Here is a 16,746-nt window from a genome sequence, read left to right as displayed (position 1 = left end):
CGCCGGAGGCCCGCCTCGAGACCGCGAAGCGTATGCTTTCGGATGCGGTGAGCGAGATGGTCAAGGCCTACATGGCGCAGGGCGCTGCCAAATCCGAGTGGGTTGACCAGAAGAATTCCCCGCTCGGACGTCGCCGCCACTGCGACCTTGCACGCGAGAAGAAGTTGCCGTCGGTGAAGGACGGCCGGCGCGTGCTCATCAAACGGTCGGACATTGACGCCTACCTCAAGAGTAAGCAGGTCGTCAGCATCGACGAAGACGCCGAGTTCGAGGCCGAGGCGAAGCGGCTCGCCGCTGAAATGGGAGACGGCTGACGATGGCCAAGCGTGACGCTCGCAGGTCTGGAGGTTGGACGTTGCGCGGAGGCGCCTACTATGCGCGCATCCGCGTTGGTGAGCTTGGTCGCATCGAGCCTCGGATGAGCGGGGTCCGGGACGACGCGACTGCGACCGAGCGGGCCGGACAGATCGCCGCCGTTGCCAACATCCTCGTCGCTGCGCAGCGTGCCGGTCGGGTCCGGGAGTACGCAGAGAAGATCGGAGCCTGTACCTCGTCGAGAGCGGCGGCGCTGCTTGTCCGATCTGCCGAGATCATCGCTGAGCGGACGGCGAGCGTCACCTACGGCGAGAGCATCACGTTTGAGGAGTTCTCCGGCCGGTGGACGTCGGGGCAGCTTCACCTCGACCACCCGGACCACGTCCCGAAGAAGCAGTCCGCTGGCGACATCAACATCTTGAAGAATCGGGTCAACCCGATCGTCGGACCGATCCCCGTGACGATGTTCTCTCTGGAGGATGCCGACCGCGTGATGCGGGAGCTCCCGCCGGCGCCGGAGATCTCGCCGTCATACCGACGTGCGGTGGCACAGGTCGTTCACCGCGTCCTACACCTGGCGGTGTACCCGGCGAAGATCATCCGGGCTTCACCACTCCCCAAGGGATGGCTTCCGAAGATCGGCAAGCCGAAGGCGAAGAGCTTCCTCTACCCGAAGGAGGAGGCGCAGTTGCTCGCGAACCGAGACGTTGACGTCCGGTACCGAATGCTGCTCGGGTTCCTGAACCGAGAGGGGCCGCGTAAGACCGAGGCCAAGCTGATGGAGTGGTCGGACTTCGACCTCGAGAACGGGACCGTCACTCTCGACGAGAACAAGACCGACTGCCCGAGGTCGTGGGTTCTCGATCCGTCAGTCCACCGCGCCCTCATTCGCTGGAAGCAGATCGCGAAGGGCAGGGGGCCGTTCGAAGGGCTCGACGTTCAGCACCTCGGCACGAGCCTTCGCGATTGGCTCAAGGCGAGCGACGTGAAGCGACCCCAGCTGTTCAAGCAGAGCGATCGCCGGATCCACTTCCGAGCGCACGACACCCGCTCGACGTTCGTAACGCTCGCTCTCGCGAACGACCGAAGCGAGGCGTGGATCATGCGTCGGACGGCTCACAAGTCGTCGACGATGATCGCTCGGTATACGGTCGTCGCGGCCACCGCGAAAGAGCTCAACCTCGGCTGGCTCGCGGCGCTCGATGAGTCGATCCCAGAGCTCGCCGACGAGCACTTCCGGCTGCCCACCGTCGTCGACATGAAGCGAGCCGGCGGAGAACGCGGCAGACAAGCTCGAGCTTCTAAGACCCCTAGATCGGGTGAAAACCGGGTGAAGAAGAAGCCGGCCCGTGGCGCACCACTACGTCAGCGATCCGCCAAGAAAAAAGCCTTGTAGCCCCTCTCGGACTCGAACCGAGACGTCCTTCCGGACCAGAGATTTTAAATCTCCTGCGTATGCCATTCCGCCAAGGGGCCGTGCTGGCAGTGTAGCGGATCGGGCCTGCGTTCGTCCCGCGCGCTCGACGTCAGACTGTTCTTTGCCTGGTCGTAGCGGGCGTTCCGCCCTTCGAGCGTCGCGCGGGTCGCGCGGGCGACAGGTCGCCATTCCTACCACGGTGGCTATTACATGTATTGTGCAAGTTTTTTCGAAGGGGCTTCCCCTCACGCGGGCGTTCGACCAATATGCGATCATGCGTTCGACACGCTTCAGGTTGGTCAGCTCGATCTTTGCGGGTGTCCTCGCTGCCGCCGCAGCAACCGGCCTTGCAGGTGAGTCCGAGGCGCGCGCCGACGAGTCGATCATCAAGAACCCGGGTGATCACCCCAGCTACCGGTTCGAGGCCGAGCCGCACGGTCTCATCGGCTTCGGCGGCCCGTTCCAAGCGGGACACACCGATTTCGGCGCCGGCTTCCGCGGGACGATCGTCCTCGTCGACAACGGCTTCGTGAAGACGATCAACAACAGCGTCGGCATTGGCTTCGGCGGTGACGTCTTCTTCCGTCACGGCACGCTCTTCATCCCGGTCGTCATGCAGTGGAACTTCTGGCTCTCCACGCACTGGTCGGTGTTCGGCGAGCCGGGCCTCGGCATCGCCGCGAACCCGTGGGGCAACGGCGACGTCGTCAACCCCGTCTTCATGCTCGGTGGTCGCTACCACTTTACGGACCGCATCGCGCTGACGATGCGCGTCGGCTACCCGTCGGTCTCCGTCGGCGTTTCGTTCTTCCTCTGACGTCCGCGCGCGGGCGCTTCTCTCACTTCGCGTTGAGAAGCGCTCGCGTCAGGCCGGCGGCCGAGTGCGCACGCAGTTCGGCACAAAGGCTCGCGCTCTCGAGCGACTCGGCCAGCGGCCGCTCCGCTCCCTCGATGGTGGCCGCGCGCGGGGTATAGAAGGCTTTGCGCTCGTCGATCTCGCTCTTCGTGCAGGCGATGCTCGCCGCCCGAACCAGCGAGCCGCCCAGGGAGCCGGGCAGCTTCTTCCGAAGCTCGTCCCAGTGCGCGCGAATCCAGGCTTCGGCCACGGGTCGTGACTTGCGTCGGGCGAACGCCGCGCCGAACGCGTAGCGCATCTCGTTCGCGCGTACGGCTTCGCCGAGCGTCGTGTCGAGCGCGCTCGTGAGGACGGCGGCGTCGTCGAAGCCCATCATCGCGCGAAGGGCGACATGTCGGTCTTCGCGCGTCTTGGAGTTCGCCGCAGCCTGGACGAGCTCGGCGAGCCGCGCGGGACCGGCGTGCCGGGAGGCGAGGTCCACGGCGATGGCGGCGGTGTCTTCGTCGACGCTCGTGGGGTCGGCGAGCCAGCGTCGCGCGAGATCGTCGGCTTCGCGCAGCGTGCTTTCGTCTTCGGCGAGGTCTCCCATGGCCCGGAGGACGGCGTGACGAAGCATGGTCTCGTCACCGCTGCCCGCGGCTTCTTCCTTCTTCGGCAGCCAGCCGAGCTCCTTCTTGCGCTTCGCGAATCGCGCCGCCACGTACTTTCGGAAGGCCGCGCGCCCTTCGTCGGCCACCAGCGTCTCGCTCATGGCACCGAGGATCCCGCCGACCTCTTCGATGACCTGTCGCGACGGATCGGCGTCGAACGATGGGAGGAGCTTCAGCATGGCCTCGGCCTTCAGACGGCCCGCGCGAACCTGCGCCCACGCGTTCGACAGAAGCGAGATCCGGCCCGGCACGTCGAGCTGCGTGCGTGCGGAGGCGAGCTTCGTGAACCCGCTCTCGGGGAGCGAGAAGCGGTAGTAGCTGGCGTCGGCGTTCGGGTGGACGAAGGTCGGGCAACCGCGACCCGCGACGAGCGAAGGAGCGCCGGCGAGCATGTCGGCGCACGCGGATTTCTTCTCGCCCTGTGCCAGCACGCAGACCGGAATCGTCCAGCTCTGCCCCCCATCATTTTCGGCCTTCGAGCCGAGCGGCCTCCATGGCTCTTGCACGAGCTCCGCGTGCCAGCGCGAACCCGGCTCGCACGCGACTTCGACCGAAACCTCCGGGATGCCGGCGTGATCGAGGAACGACGCGGCCATGCTCGAGACGTCCTTGCCGGAGGCCTTGTCGAGCGAAGAGAGGAGGCGGTCCGCCTGGACGCTCTTGTGCGCGTTGTCGCGCAGGTAATCACGTACGCCGCGTCGGAACGCATCCTCGCCGATCCATCGTTCGATCGTGGCGAGGATGGCGGCGCCCTTCTCGTAGGTGATTCCGTCGAACGCCTCGTGCGCGTCGCTGGTCGAAACCACCGGTTGACGCACGGCCCGCGCAGACGCGAGTGCATCGAGATCCATCACGCCGTGGGTCGAAACGACGGCGTCGAAGCGGACTTGGTATTGCGGCCGCCACTTGTCGACGATGCGCCATTCCATCCACGTGGCGAAGCCTTCGTTGAGCCAGAGATCGTTCCACCACGATGCCGTGACGAGATTGCCGAACCACTGGTGGGCGAGCTCGTGCGCGACGACCATCGCCTGGTTGCGTCGTGCCCGCACCGACGCGCGCGCCGGATCGAGCAGGAGGATCTCCTCGCGGAACGTGATGAGCCCGGCGTTCTCCATCGCGCCTGCCGAGAACTCGGGGACTGCGACGATGTCGAGCTTTTCGTACGGGTAGGGGATGCCGATCCAATTGGCGAGCGCATTCGTCAGGCCCGCCGTGGTCTCGAGCGCGAGCGCGCCCAGGTTGCTCTTTCCCTTCGTGGTGACGAGGCGAATCGGCGGCAGCGATGATGTCCCGGCCGGCGGCCTTTCGAGCTCGCGCACATCGAAGTCGCCGACGGCGAAGGCCAGGAGATACGTCGGTAGAGGGAGCGTCTCTTTGAAGTGGAACGTCGTCTTGCCGCCGTTCGTCTCGCGCGACGCTTCCTTCGTGTTGGCGACGGCGAGAAGCCCGTTCGGCGTGGTGATGGAGACGTCGAAGGGAACCTTGTAGCCGGGCTCGTCGAAGCACGGAAAGGCACGCCGCGCGTCGGTCGCTTCGAACTGCGTGAAGGCGTACCAGCGGTCGCCGTCTTTCACGCGATAGAGTCCGGAGAGCTCTTCGTCCCACGGACCTTCCCAGGCGATCTCGAGCGTTGCGCGCCCACGCGGTACCGCGCGGTCGAGGGCGACCACGAGTTCCTCGGGACTCTTGCCTCCGATCGATGCCCGCTCGCTCGTGCGCGCCGGGAACACGCCGCCTTGCGCGAGCACTTGCGCTCTTGTCACACGAAGGCCGCGGGCGTGGAGGACGAGCCACGAGGTGGGCTCGGCCACGTCGAGCTCGATCCGTGCGGTGCCTCGGAAGCCTGCGCTCGCGGGATCGACATCCAGCGCGAGCGTGTATTTCAAGGGCGTGGCGAGCGCCGGCAGGTGCCCGTCCTCACGCGGAGGCGGTAGGGGCGTCGTCAGGGCCGCCGACGCGGCGGGTGGCGGCGCGACGGGGGTAGGGGAAGGTGCCCCGCACGCGGTGAGCGCCAGCGCGCTGGCGAGCGCGTGAACGAGGACGAGGTCGCGAGAACGAGCGCCGAGTCGTGCCCTCCGGATCGCCATGAGGGCACCAACGCTCGTTCACCCGGGCGATTCGGTCAATGGGGAGTGCGTGCCTCCGCGGCATGAATGCGCGTTGCCGAGGCCGGTGCGGGCCGCATCGCACGGGGCGGACGCGCGATTGCGTACATACCGGAAATATGCGGGGCGGAACGACGGTCCGCCACGGCTGAGCGCGAGACCCAGGGGACCGGTTGCGGATCCGGAACCGTCGCCGCGAGCGCCTTCGAGGTCAGGATGAATGACGCCGGGTCGGGCTGACCGTTGGTGCTCGCGCATGCGATGGGCGACCAAAGCACGGCGTGCGAGCCCGGCCGAAAGCGCGGCGAGAGGGACCAGAAGCCGCCTTCGTTCGCGAGAAAACCGATCAACTTGAGACCGCGCTTCGTCGCGCGGGCCGGCGCATCACTCCCGCGCTTCGAGCGGCCCATGAGAACGCTGTCCTTGAACCGGTATACGCTGTTGTCCGTTTCGACGGACAGCTCCCCCGGGAAAGCTCGCGCCGCAAGGGCATGCCAGGTCGCCGCGGACTGCGCCGCGATCTGAGCGAGGAGGGAGCTGGTCGGGTCCTGGTGGTAGCCGTTCAAGTCGTCCATGTCGTACCGATGCACACCTTTGCAGCCCATGTGCCGAGGCGCCGACCTGCGGAACATCCCTTGGAACGGCCTCAGAAGCCTGGGTTTTGTGGGTTGGGGCGTCGAGGCACCATCCCTTGCGGTGGACACCCTCGCGCGCGACCGTGGGCCGCCGATCCAGGTGCACCGTTGAACCAGGTGGACGATCGAATGGTCAGATATCGGGACGTAGGACGGTCACGTGGAGATCGCGACCGCGTGCGTCGACCAGCGTGACGGTCAGCGTTCCAGTCCGTCCGTCGATTCGGACGACACCGAAGTACTGCTCGCCGGACGCGGGCGATCCGAACGGCGTGTTCCAGTCCGCCGATGCCCAGATCAGCTCGGGGCCGAAGCTGTCGTCGAACGGCTTTCTCGAGAAGGAGGTGGCGTGCATCGGTCCTGCCACGAACTCGGAGAAGGGCAGGGCGCCGGGAACAGCGCGCGACGGATCGTAACGATGCGCGGCGGCGTAGTGCACGTCCGCGGTGATCCAAACCACGTTGCGCACACGTCGCTCCGCGAAGATACCGAGGAGGCGCGCGATCTCCTTTTCGCGCCCCTTCGGTGGCCCATTGTCGTTGGCGATGCCGTCGAACGCCTGACCGCTCCCCGTCTTCGACGGCTCCGAGACGACGAGGCCGATCGGCATGTCACACGCGATGACCTTCCAGGTTGCCGTCGAGCGCGCGACTGCATCGGCGAGCCACGCGAGCTGCTCGTCACCGAGGAATCGCTCGACGGGGGGCACGGGCTCGTTGGGCGTGCGGTAGGAGCGACCATCGAGCGTGAAGACTTCGAGCCGAGCTCCCCAGCGGACCGAGCGATACATCGGCGCGCGGGGATCGCGAAGCGTCGGGGTGTGCTCCCACATCGCTCGACGTGCCCGTGCCGCGAGCACGTCGACACGGTGTTCGTGGGGATAGGCGGGATCGTCGAACTCCTGCCCGGGGAACCAATTGTTGCGGACTTCGTGGTCGTCCCACAGAGCGAAGAGGGGCACCTTCGCGGACAGCGCGCGCACCTGAGGGGCGAGCCGCGGGTAGAGGAAGGCGCCGCGGAAGTCGTCGAGCGATTCGGCAACGTGCGACTTGGCCGGCGTCACCACGTTCTGCCAGAAGCCGCCCTCGGGGAGCGCGAGTCGTTCGGGGATCGGATCGTCCGCATAGATCGCGTCGCCACAGCTCACGAAGAAGTCCGGCGCTCGATCGAGAAGGGCGCTGAACGCCGGCATGCCTCCTCGCGAAGGATCGATGCCCCAACCTTGCCCGTTGGTGTCCGCCGACCACGCGAACACCACGTCGCGCGCCTCGTTCTCCGCCGGCGCCGTCGAGAACGCTCCTTCGATCCACGGAGACGAGCGCTCGGCGTCGAAGCGCGCGCGGCAGAAGAGCCGCGTGTCGGACGGAAGGTCGGGCAGCCGGACCTTGGCGGTGAAGTCGCCGTCGGCGTCGGCGAGGGCGCCTCGGACCTCGCGCGTCACGGCGGCGGCGTAGGAAGGTGAGGTCGACCATTGCACGACCATGTGGGAAGGCCGATCGGACCGACTCCATACGACCGCGCTCTTGTCGGTCACGTCTCCGATCTGCAGTCCCCACGACGGTTCGGGCGCGCCCGTCCGCGACGATCGCCCTCGAACTTGCCGCGTTCCAGGGCTGCAACCGCTCGTTGCGCCTCCCGAAAGCGCGAGCGCACTCGTGACGCCCTTGGTCGCCAGCGCACCCAGCACCCCCGATAGCAAAGTGCGACGATCGAACCGAAGCGGTGACGGACCGCGAACGATCGGATAGCGTCGTTGCTCGCGCATGCGGGGCTATTACCACGTGTGGAAGCCGCGCTTGTGGGCGCTGGTCGTTATCTGCGTCACACTCGCCGCCTTCGGATGGGGACGGTCTGCACTTGCCGAGGATCACTCACCCGCACCCAGTGCGGTTGCAGTGGCTGCCTCGGCCGGACCCTCGGCAGTCAACTCGGGAGCATTGCCCGCGCCGTCTTCGGCCGCGTCGTCATCGACGCCGGCATCGTCGGCCGCGCCAGCGAAACCCCAGGTTGGTGAAGTCCGAGTTCACGACAAATCGGTGCTCGTCGTACGCGCCTCGCGCGGTGGACGGGGCCCGGTGGATCGAGCGCGCGCTGCGACGCTCGCCATCGATGCGCTCCTGGCCCACCCCGAGGACATCGGCGAGACCCATTTCGAGGAGACGCAGGGCACGGCGGTCATCTACGTCGCCAAGACGCCCGTGCTCACCCTCGGGCCGGAAGACGTGGAGGCGTCCGGCGAGGCGAGCCTTTCGGTTCTCGCCGCGCAGGTCAACACGCGCCTCGGCGACGCGATCTCGACCGAACGGAAACGAAGCGCGATCGCGAAGACGGTCTTCTCGTTCTCGCTGCTCGTCTTCTCGGCGCTCATCGCCTTCTTGCTCCTCGGACGCGCATCCGAGCTCGCAGGGCGCCTTCGCGGATCGCTCGCGGACAATCCCGAGCGCGTGACCGCGGTTCGGCTCGGGAAGATCGAGTTTGTCAGCGCAGGCGCTGCAAGAGGCGCGCTCTCGATCGCCCTCACGCTCGGTTATCGCCTGCTCCAGGTCGCGATTGCCTACGGCTGGCTGATCTTCGGCCTCTCGCTGTTCGACGCGACGCACGGCTACACGGAGCGCCTCACGGGGCTCGTCATCAAGCCGCTCTACAGCTTGGCGGAGCGCGTCAGCGGTGCGCTGCCGGTCGCGGTCGTCGCGGGCATCGCAGTCTTCTCCGTCAGCGTGCTCGTGCGCTTCGTGGGGCTGTTCTTCGACAGCGTCACGCGCGGTGAGACGCGCATCACCTGGCTGCCGCGCGAGCTCGCGCGGCCCACGAGCGCCCTCGTTCGCTTCGGTATCATCGTCGTTGCCCTCGTCGTCGCTTCGCCGCTCATCACGGGCGAGTCCGACGGAGCGCTCTCGCGCGTCGGCCTCGTGGCGCTGTTTGCCGTAGCCCTCGCGTGCACGCCGCTCGCGGCGTCGGCGGCGGTCGGCGTGACGGTGGTCTTCAGCCAGCGCTTCAAGAAGGGCGACCTCGTCGAAGTCGGCGGGCGCGCGGGGCGCGTGGTGGACGTGACGCTGCTCGACGTTCGCGTCGAAGACGACGTTCTCTCCGTGGTCAGCGTTCCGCACCTGCTCGGCCTGTTCCACCCCACGCGCGTCCATAGACACGCACCGCTTTCCGCCCTCGACGTCGTCGTCGACGGAATGGCCCCGCAAAACGAGGTCGAGCGCGTCCTCCTCGAGGCCGCTCGTCAGCTGAGCGCGCGAGGGAAGGTGGAGCTCCTGTACCTCGACGGCGCGGGCGCTCACTGGCGCATCACGAGTGCAGCTTCGCGCGACGGTGTTTCGCTCTCGCGCGCAGTCCAAGACGGGCTCGCCAAGATCGGCGTCGGCCTCGGTCGCGCGCCGATCGGACGCGCGGCGGAGGCCCGCGAGGGGCGCTCGAGCGACGGAGCTGCACGGACGTGAGCGCGATTGCGCTCTTGATGGGCCTGCTCTTGCTGTCCTACCTGGGCAGCCTGATTGTGGGCGGCAAGGCCGCGCGGGGCCTGCCTTCGGGCGTCGAATACGTGGGCCTGGGGTTCCTCGTCGGGCCTCACGCGCTCGGGCTCCTCGAGCGATCGATGATCGCCGAGTTTGCCCCCGTCGTGCAGGTGTCGCTCGGTTGGCTAGCCTTCATGGTCGGCCTGGACTTCGGTCGCGTCGAAGGGCGGCGCGTGCGCGTCGGCTCGATGCTTCTCGGCATCGGCTGCGCGCTTCTCACCGGCGTGATCGTCGCGCTTGCCGTTCACCGCATGCTCTCGACGGCGAAGATCGACGGCGTCGACGCGACGGGCGGCATCGTCCTCGCCGCAGGCGCCGGTGTCGTCACCGCCGAGACCACGCGCTTTGCCGTGCAATGGGTGGCGGCGCGCTGGAATGCCAAGGGGCCCGTTTCGTCGCTCCTCGTCGAGGTCGCCTCGTCCGACGACTTTGCTCCGCTCGTTGCCGCTGGCGCAATCTTCACGCTCGTGCCGACGGCGTCGACGACCGTGCATCTCCCGGCCGTCGGTTGGTTCGGCGTCAGCCTCGCGCTCGGCGCCCTCCTCGGCACGGTCACCGCGCTGCTCCTTCGAGGGGCCGAGGGCTACGCCGTGTGGGGCGCGCTCATCGGCACGCTGCTGCTCGGCGTGGGCACCGCCGAGCGCTTCGGCCTCTGCTCGATCTTCGTCACGTTCGTGATGGGCATCGCGCTCGCGGCCGTGTCGCCGAGCCGGCGCATTCTCCGGCGCATGGTGGGCTCGACGGAGCGCGCCGTCCTTCTCCCGATGCTCCTTCTTGCCGGCGCCTGGCTCGACCCGAGGCCAGCCATCGAAAATCGCCTGCTGCTCGGTGTCATCGCGCTCGTGCTGCTCGCACGCATCGCCGGCAAGCTCGTGTCCGGGTTGCTCTTCCGCGTCTTCGTGCCGGCGGCGCGTCCCGCGGGACCGTGGCTCGGCATCGTGCTGCTCGCCTCGGGGCCCTTCACGATCAGCGGCGGCTTCGTCTTCGCGCTTCGTTTTCCTGGACCGGTCGGCGACACGCTGCTTCTCGCGGCCATGGCTTCGGCCGTCCTCGGTGAGCTCGTATCGACGTTGGCGCTCAAGCGACTGCTCACGCATCTCGGCGAGGTGCCCGATGCGGTCGAGCCCACCTCGCAGAAGGGAGCGGTCACGTGAGCGGCGCGAAGAAGCACGGCAAAACGGGGCTCGGGCACGCGATGGACGCGTTCAGCCTGGGCATGGTGTTCCTCATCGGGTACGGCGCGACGCGCATCATTCCGTCGTTCGGTGGCGGCGCGGCCATTCTCGGTGCCCTCGGTTTTTTGCTGCTCGCGGGCACGCTGATGAGCGAGCTCGTGGAGGTCGTCGGCATTCCTCACCTCACGGGGTACCTGCTCGCAGGCATCATCGCGGGCCCGTACGTGATGCACATCATCGATCACCAGTCGGCGGACCGCCTCGAAGCGGTCAACTCGCTGGCGATCGCCCTCATCGCGCTCGCCGGTGGCGCGGAGCTGCGTCTTTCGTCGCTCAAAGACGGCCTCAAGGGCCTCGTCGTCGCCACGATCATCCAGACGTTCGTCGGGCTCGCTCTCTCTACGGCCGTCTTCGTCTTCGCCAAGCCGGCCTTCGTTCGCGACATGCCGGCCATGGGCATCCTCGGCGTGGGCCTACTCTGGGGCGTCGTGTCGATCACGCGCAGCCCTTCGGCCGCGCTCGGCATTCTCTCGCAGACTCGAGCGAGCGGCCCACTCGCGCGTTTCACGCTCTCCTTCGTCATGGCGAGCGACGTCGTCGTCGTCGTCGTGCTGGCCACCGTGCTCACGATCGCCCGTCCGATGGTGGAGCCGGGCGTCGCGCTGTCGTTTGCGGCGTTCGGCAACCTGGGACACGAGATTCTCGGGTCCGTGGCGATGGGGACCACCCTCGGGCTGCTCCTGGCCGCCTACCTGAAGGTCATCGGAAAGCAGCTGCTCGTCGTTCTGATCGCGCTCGGCTTCGGCGCCACCGAGGTGCTTCATTACCTCTCGCTCGAGCCGCTCCTCACGTTTCTCGTCGCCGGATTCGTCGTCCAGAATCTGTCGAAGCAGGGTGAGAAGTTCCTTCATGCCATCGAGGAGACGGGCGGCATCGTCTACGTCATCTTCTTCGCTGGCGCCGGTGCGCACCTCAACGTGCCGCTTCTCCGCGAGTTCTGGCCCATCGCCGTGCTCTTCACCGGCACGCGTGCGCTGATCACGTTCATGAACGGCAAGGTTGCGAGTCGCATCGCGAAGGACGGGCCCGCCGTGCGCACCTGGGGCTGGTCACCGCTCATCTCCCAGGCGGGTGTCGCATTGGGCATCGCGTCGACGATCGTGCGGCAGTTCCCGTCGTTCGGAGCGGGCTTCCGCGACATCGCGCTCGCGTGCGTGGCCATCAACGAGCTCGTGGGCCCGGTTCTTTTCAAGTTCGCCCTCGACCGGACGAAAGAGACGCAGGCCCCGAGCCCGTCGCTTTCGGATGCGGAAGAGGCGTCGCCCGGCTGAAGGGCGGCCCCGGAAGCGCACGTCGTGCACGACAGGCGCGAAACTTTGATAGCGTGAGACCTCCCCATGGTTCAGACGCAGGGCGCCGCTGCCGCAGCTCTTCCGATCCGTCTCGGTCAGATCGCGCGCACGCTGGAATCGCGCTTTCTCGGTAAAGACGAAGTCATCCGCCTACTGCTGATCGCGGTCGTCGCGGGCGAGCACGCGGTCCTCATCGGTCCACCGGGTACGGCCAAGAGCGCCCTCATCCGGATGTTCGCGAGGCTCATCCACGCGCAGTATTTCGAATACCTGCTGACGCGCTTCACCGAGCCGAACGAGATCTTCGGACCGGTCGACATCGCGGCGTTCCGCGAAGGCAAGTACCAGCGTCGCGTGGAGAACATGCTTCCCACGGCGGAAGTCGTCTTCCTCGACGAGGTGTTCAAGTCGAACTCGGCGATCTTGAACGCGCTGCTGACGCTCCTCAACGAGCGTCGCTACACGTCGGGCGGCGTCGTCATGCGCTGCCCGTTGCTTTCGTGCTTCGGTGCCTCGAACGAGGTTCCGACCGACGAGACGCTCACGGCCATCTTCGACCGCTTCCTGCTCCGAATCCGGTCGGACAATCTGGACGCCTACCACTTCCAGGACCTTCTGACGAAGGGGGTCCAGCACGAGATCATGGCCCTCACCGACGCGCCGATTCAGCCGCTCGCGTCGGCCGCGGAGATCCAGGAGCTGCATCGCGCGTTCGCGCAGCGCATGCGGTTCACCGAGGAGTTCTTCAGCCAGTACAAGGGCCTCGTTTTCCAGATCCGCGCCGAAGGCGTGAGCCTGTCGGACCGCCGCGTGGTCAAGCTGCTCAAGCTGTTCGCGGCGAGCGCATTTCTCGACGGCCGCCAGCAGCCGGATGCGAGCGACTTCTTCGTGCTCAAGCACATCTGGAACAACGAAGATCAGGCCGCGATCCTCGAGTCGATCGTCACCCCGGTCCTCGAGGCGCACTACCGCGATCATCCGAACGCACGTCGCGTCGGGGCCGCGGGCATCGGAATCGAGGCGCTCGCCGGCGAGATCGATCGCGTCCGTCAGGTTCTGACGGGCGGCGGCGGCCTCTCCGACGTCCAGCTTTTCAGTCAGCTGAAGGCCCTGAACGAGATCAAAGCCGCACTCGGCGCATCGCCGGACCCGCGCGCTCCCGAGCTCGTCCAGCGCGTCGATCAGCTCCTGGAAGCCGCGTTCCGCAGTGGTCGTTTCGCCCAGCTCTGAGCTCTCCAAAGGACCGAGCTCTGGAGTTTCGCGTTTGCGGCGTCGCTCGCGTGGCTTGGTGCTAGAGAAGCGCTCGCAATGAAGGTTTGCGCGCTCGACACTTCGACGGCTCTCGGCTCGGTCGCGCTCTACGACGGCGACAGGCTGGTGGCCGAGGAAGCTCGTCGCGTGTCCAACGCGCATGGTGAATCCCTGCTCCCCATGCTCGACGAGCTCGTTCGGCGCGCCGGGTGGAAGCCGGGCGACGTTCAGCGTTGGGCCGTCGGCATCGGGCCCGGATCCTTCACGGGCGTTCGCATCGGTGTCTCGACGGTCAAGGGCATCATCCTCGGGACCGGCGCCGAGCTCGTGGGCGTGGGCTCGCTCGAAGCGATGGCGACACTCGCCGACGCCGCGAATCCTGCAGAGCAGGGGACGCGCCTCGTCGTTCCCGTCATCGAGGCGATTCGAGGCGAGGTGTTCGTGCAGGTCTGGGCGGGGACGGGCGCCGAGCTTCGGGCGCTGGGCGAGCCGTCATGCATGAAGCCCGAGACGACGCTCGCGTGGATCTCGGAGCACGCCGAGCGTGCCGGTCTGCCGATGACGGAGATCCTTCTCGTCGGCGAGGGGGCGGGCCGTCTTGCGTGGGAAGCGCCGCCGGGGATCCGGATCGCCCGCCTCACCGAAGGAGACCATGCGCTCTCCCATGCCCGCGGCATCGCGCTCGCCGCGCGTCGAAAGCCCGCAACCGATCCCGACGCCCTCGAGCCGGCGTACGTGAGGCCCCCGGAAATCACGGTCCCGAAGGCCGCGTCGCTTCCGCCGCGAACCTGATGGTCGGTTCGACTTTACCTCGTGCGGCGACCGCCTCACGATGGACGCGAAGGACATGACGGAGAGGACGGGTCAGGACCAGAAGGCGCTCGCCGCTCTGCCGGTGCACATCCGTGCGCGGCTCGACGAGTTCAACCAAGACCTCGTGAAGGTGCTCGGCTCGGAGCTCGTCGGCGTGATCCTCCACGGTAGCGTCGCGCGTGGCGAGTACCGGGTCGGTGAGAGCGGTGTCGACGCGATCGTGGTCGTCGTCGATCCGAGCTTCGAGAAGCTCGAAGCCATCGGTGACACCCTGCAGCGTGCCCGCTACGCCGCACGCATCGAGGCGATCATCGTGACCGAAGACGAGATCGCCGGTGCGAGCGACGTCTTTCCGCTCTTCTACGACGAGATCAAGCAGCGCCACATTCTGCTCTCCGGGCGCGATCCGTTCGCGACCGTCGAGGTGCATGACACCTATCGACGCTTGCGCATCGAGCAAGAGCTCCGTGAAGCGCAACTTCGGCTTCGCCGTGCGGTCACCGACGCGCTCGGCGCGCGTGAGGCCATTGGCGGTGCGGTCAACCGCAAGGTCCGTCAGGTGCGCGGCACTTTCCATGCGCTGCTCGCGCTGAAAGGCATTCGCGTCTCGCCCGATCTCGCCACCGTGCTCGCGAAGATCGGCGAGACCTACGGCGTCGATCTGTCACCCGTGCAGCGCGCGAGCGACGAGCCGCAGGCGGCTCACGTGGCCCTCACGAGCGTGCTCGCGAAGGCCATTGAAGACATCAACAAGATGGCGGGATGAACCCGCCAGTCTTGGGGGACATCAACAAGATGGCGGAATAGTCCGCCATCTCCTCGTCAGAGCCGGGCTTCGAAGCGAATCAGAGCTTGGTCGGGCAGACGATCTCGGCTTCCGTACCGCGCTTGCAGAAGAGTTGCAGCGCGACGTTGCCGGTCGTCTGGAAGTAGTCGACCGTGATCGCGTGCGTGCCCTTCACGAGGTGAACGGGGCCGCTCTTCTCGGCGAGCGCATGGTTGCCGTCGTTGTCGACGATCGTCATGCCGTCGATCTTCAGGATCGAGCCGTCGTCCGACGAGATGCGGAACGTGTAGTCCGCCTCGTTGTCGACGACGAGCGGCGCCTCCCAGTGGATGGCGAAGTTCTCGTTGCGGGTGGCGTCGATGCCGGGGAAGCCGCCGGTCATCGCGCGCTGGGTGACGTTCAGCGTCTGCGCGAAGAGCACGCCGGTCGGCTGCATCGTGGTCAGGTCGGGGAGCTTGGTGTGGCCGGCGGGGAGCGGGAAGACGTAGCCGGCGAAGCCGTTCATATCGGCCGTGCCCGAACCGAACGCGTTGGTCCCGGTCATGATGGCGGGCGTGCCGGGCGTGGTCGGAACCGTCGCCGAACCGGCGGGGGCCGTTGCCGTACCCGACGGCAGGGTGGGTGTCACGCCGGGACGGCGGAAGCGGAGAGCGCCAATCGGCGTTCCGGTGACCTTCGGGGTGGGGACGGGCGCCGGCGAGGTCTTGGGCGCAACGGTCGACGGCGTGGCGGCAGCTTGCTGCGCCGGCTGGTTGGCCGGCTTGTTGGTGCCAACCTGGATGCTGCACGCGAGGGCAGTGGTTCCAGCGAGGAAGGCAAAGGGAACGAAAAGCTTTCGCATCAGGCTCTCCAGAGGGGTAGCGGTTGGACGGGGGCCAGCCAGCGTCGAATCAATACTTTCGTGTTGTGGCCCCAAAATGCAGGGGGCGCGCGGGGGGCGTCGCTTCGGGACTAGGCCGGATCCCGAAAATGCGGGCCTGAAGCCGAGTTACCAAGCGTGCCGACAGAATGCAGGGCTACGTGGAATTCGTGAAGGTGCCGAACGCTGGCGCTCAGTCGAAATCCTCGATCTTCCACAGTCCGCGCTCACGGACGAGCTGAATCGTCCGGTCACCGTAAGCCATGGTCGCCCGGTCCCCGGTTTCTTCGGGCGAGCTGCTCGGCAGGGCCTGCTTGAGGCCGGCGATGACCTGCTGAATCTCGTCCTTGTCGTTGCCCTCCCAGGCCGCCTTGAGCTTGGCCGCGTCGAGCCCCTCTTTGTGCGAATCGGGAACGTACTTGAGGACGATGTCGTAACGCTTTCGCTCCACCGCTCGGATGAAGCCTTGGATGGCGTGACGCGGCGTGTCCTGCGCGTAGAGATCGATCGCCGTGGCTTCGACCTTCCAGCGACCGTTCTCGAGCACGAGCTGAAGCTCCTGGCCGTTCGAGCTCGTCACCGTGGCCGTCACGACGGGTGTGGCGGTCGGCCGCGCAAGGGCTCGGGCGATCTCCTGCACCTCGGCGGGGTTGTCCTTGACCATCCGACGGAACGCTTCGAGCGAGATCCCGCGGCGAGCCTCTTCGCTGAGCATGCGGTACGCGTCGTCGGCGCGGCCCTCTTGAAGCGCAACGGAATACGAGCGCAGCACGGACTGCGGATCCTCCGCTCTGGGAGGCCCGCATGCTGCACATGCAGCGCACGCGAGGGCAATGCCCAATGCGGCCTTCCAGCTCATGGCGGACATACGGGACGGAGGACTACCACGCTCCAGGCCAAGGAGCGAGGACCGCGGGCGCGTGCGTGCGCGACGTCCAAGCCGCCGAGACTTCGTTTTTCCGCGCGGAGGGAATCATCCGCGGTACCTTGGCTCTTGAACTATAGAG

14 protein-coding genes and 1 tRNA gene are annotated in these 16,746 nt (G+C 67.0%); 9 read left to right on the top strand and 6 right to left on the bottom strand.

The window, feature by feature from the left end; translation table 11 throughout:
• Nucleotides 1–56 precede the first annotated feature (56 nt).
• The gene (locus AKJ09_RS44715) at nucleotides 57–314 is read left to right on the top strand and encodes a helix-turn-helix domain-containing protein (protein WP_169928385.1); all 258 of its coding nucleotides are present in this window, start codon (nucleotides 57–59) and stop codon (nucleotides 312–314) included.
• 104 nt (nucleotides 315–418) lie between these two features.
• A complete protein-coding gene (locus AKJ09_RS44710) occupies nucleotides 419–1,711 on the top strand; it encodes a tyrosine-type recombinase/integrase (RefSeq protein WP_169928384.1) in 1,293 nt (430 codons plus the stop codon).
• On the opposite strand, the gene AKJ09_RS44705 is transcribed toward AKJ09_RS44710, so the two are convergent.
• Nucleotides 1,709–1,791, bottom strand: a tRNA-Leu gene (locus AKJ09_RS44705). The genes AKJ09_RS44710 and AKJ09_RS44705 overlap by 3 nt on opposite strands.
• A gap of 215 nt (nucleotides 1,792–2,006) precedes the next feature.
• Here AKJ09_RS44705 and AKJ09_RS44700 point away from each other — a divergent pair.
• On the top strand, nucleotides 2,007–2,549 hold the full coding sequence (locus AKJ09_RS44700) for a hypothetical protein (protein ID WP_146653965.1): 543 nt from the start codon (nucleotides 2,007–2,009) through the stop codon (nucleotides 2,547–2,549).
• Between the two features lie 22 nt (nucleotides 2,550–2,571).
• Here the strand turns inward: AKJ09_RS44700 and AKJ09_RS44695 are convergent, their stop codons facing one another.
• The 3 genes from AKJ09_RS44695 to AKJ09_RS44685 form a co-directional block, all read right to left on the bottom strand.
• Entirely contained in the window at nucleotides 2,572–5,328 is a 2,757-nt protein-coding gene (locus AKJ09_RS44695) for a M1 family metallopeptidase (RefSeq protein ID WP_146653964.1), read from the bottom strand.
• A gap of 35 nt (nucleotides 5,329–5,363) precedes the next feature.
• Nucleotides 5,364–5,978, bottom strand: coding sequence for a hypothetical protein (locus AKJ09_RS44690; RefSeq protein ID WP_205633962.1), 615 nt, complete (start codon nucleotides 5,976–5,978; stop codon nucleotides 5,364–5,366).
• A 136-nt stretch (nucleotides 5,979–6,114) separates the two neighbouring features.
• Complete coding sequence (locus tag AKJ09_RS44685) at nucleotides 6,115–7,746, bottom strand: alkaline phosphatase D family protein (protein ID WP_146653962.1); 1,632 nt, start codon at nucleotides 7,744–7,746, stop codon at nucleotides 6,115–6,117.
• Between the two features lie 310 nt (nucleotides 7,747–8,056).
• On the opposite strand from AKJ09_RS44685, the gene AKJ09_RS44680 reads away from it, so the two are divergent.
• From AKJ09_RS44680 to AKJ09_RS44655, 6 genes are all read left to right on the top strand, one after another.
• On the top strand, nucleotides 8,057–9,427 hold the full coding sequence (locus tag AKJ09_RS44680) for a mechanosensitive ion channel domain-containing protein (RefSeq protein WP_169928383.1): 1,371 nt from the start codon (nucleotides 8,057–8,059) through the stop codon (nucleotides 9,425–9,427).
• The gene (locus tag AKJ09_RS44675) at nucleotides 9,424–10,656 is read left to right on the top strand and encodes a cation:proton antiporter (protein WP_146653960.1); all 1,233 of its coding nucleotides are present in this window, start codon (nucleotides 9,424–9,426) and stop codon (nucleotides 10,654–10,656) included. The genes AKJ09_RS44680 and AKJ09_RS44675 overlap by 4 nt, the downstream gene beginning before the upstream one ends.
• Nucleotides 10,653–12,008 (top strand): cation:proton antiporter, encoded by a 1,356-nt coding sequence (locus AKJ09_RS44670; protein WP_146653959.1) that lies wholly within the window; start codon nucleotides 10,653–10,655, stop codon nucleotides 12,006–12,008. The genes AKJ09_RS44675 and AKJ09_RS44670 overlap by 4 nt, the downstream gene beginning before the upstream one ends.
• A 66-nt stretch (nucleotides 12,009–12,074) precedes the next feature.
• Nucleotides 12,075–13,259, top strand: coding sequence for an AAA family ATPase (locus AKJ09_RS44665; protein ID WP_146653958.1), 1,185 nt, complete (start codon nucleotides 12,075–12,077; stop codon nucleotides 13,257–13,259).
• Nucleotides 13,260–13,337: 78 nt separating this feature from the next.
• Nucleotides 13,338–14,072 (top strand): tRNA (adenosine(37)-N6)-threonylcarbamoyltransferase complex dimerization subunit type 1 TsaB, encoded by a 735-nt coding sequence (gene tsaB, locus AKJ09_RS44660; protein ID WP_146653957.1) that lies wholly within the window; start codon nucleotides 13,338–13,340, stop codon nucleotides 14,070–14,072.
• Nucleotides 14,073–14,127: 55 nt separating this feature from the next.
• The gene (locus AKJ09_RS44655) at nucleotides 14,128–14,859 is read left to right on the top strand and encodes a nucleotidyltransferase domain-containing protein (protein WP_146653956.1); all 732 of its coding nucleotides are present in this window, start codon (nucleotides 14,128–14,130) and stop codon (nucleotides 14,857–14,859) included.
• 79 nt (nucleotides 14,860–14,938) lie between these two features.
• On the opposite strand, the gene AKJ09_RS44650 is transcribed toward AKJ09_RS44655, so the two are convergent.
• Together AKJ09_RS44650 and AKJ09_RS44645 are read right to left on the bottom strand one after the other, a co-directional pair.
• A complete protein-coding gene (locus AKJ09_RS44650) occupies nucleotides 14,939–15,721 on the bottom strand; it encodes a PA14 domain-containing protein (protein WP_146653955.1) in 783 nt (260 codons plus the stop codon).
• A 211-nt stretch (nucleotides 15,722–15,932) separates the two neighbouring features.
• On the bottom strand, nucleotides 15,933–16,598 hold the full coding sequence (locus tag AKJ09_RS44645) for a nuclear transport factor 2 family protein (RefSeq protein ID WP_146653954.1): 666 nt from the start codon (nucleotides 16,596–16,598) through the stop codon (nucleotides 15,933–15,935).
• Between the last annotated feature and the right edge of the window lie 148 nt (nucleotides 16,599–16,746).

It is taken from the genome of Labilithrix luteola, from assembly GCF_001263205.1.
Classification (GTDB): Bacteria; Myxococcota_A; Polyangia; order Polyangiales; family Polyangiaceae; genus Labilithrix; species Labilithrix luteola.
The sequence above is the reverse complement of the archived record's forward strand: the minus strand, read 5'-3'. Positions and strand labels throughout refer to the sequence as shown.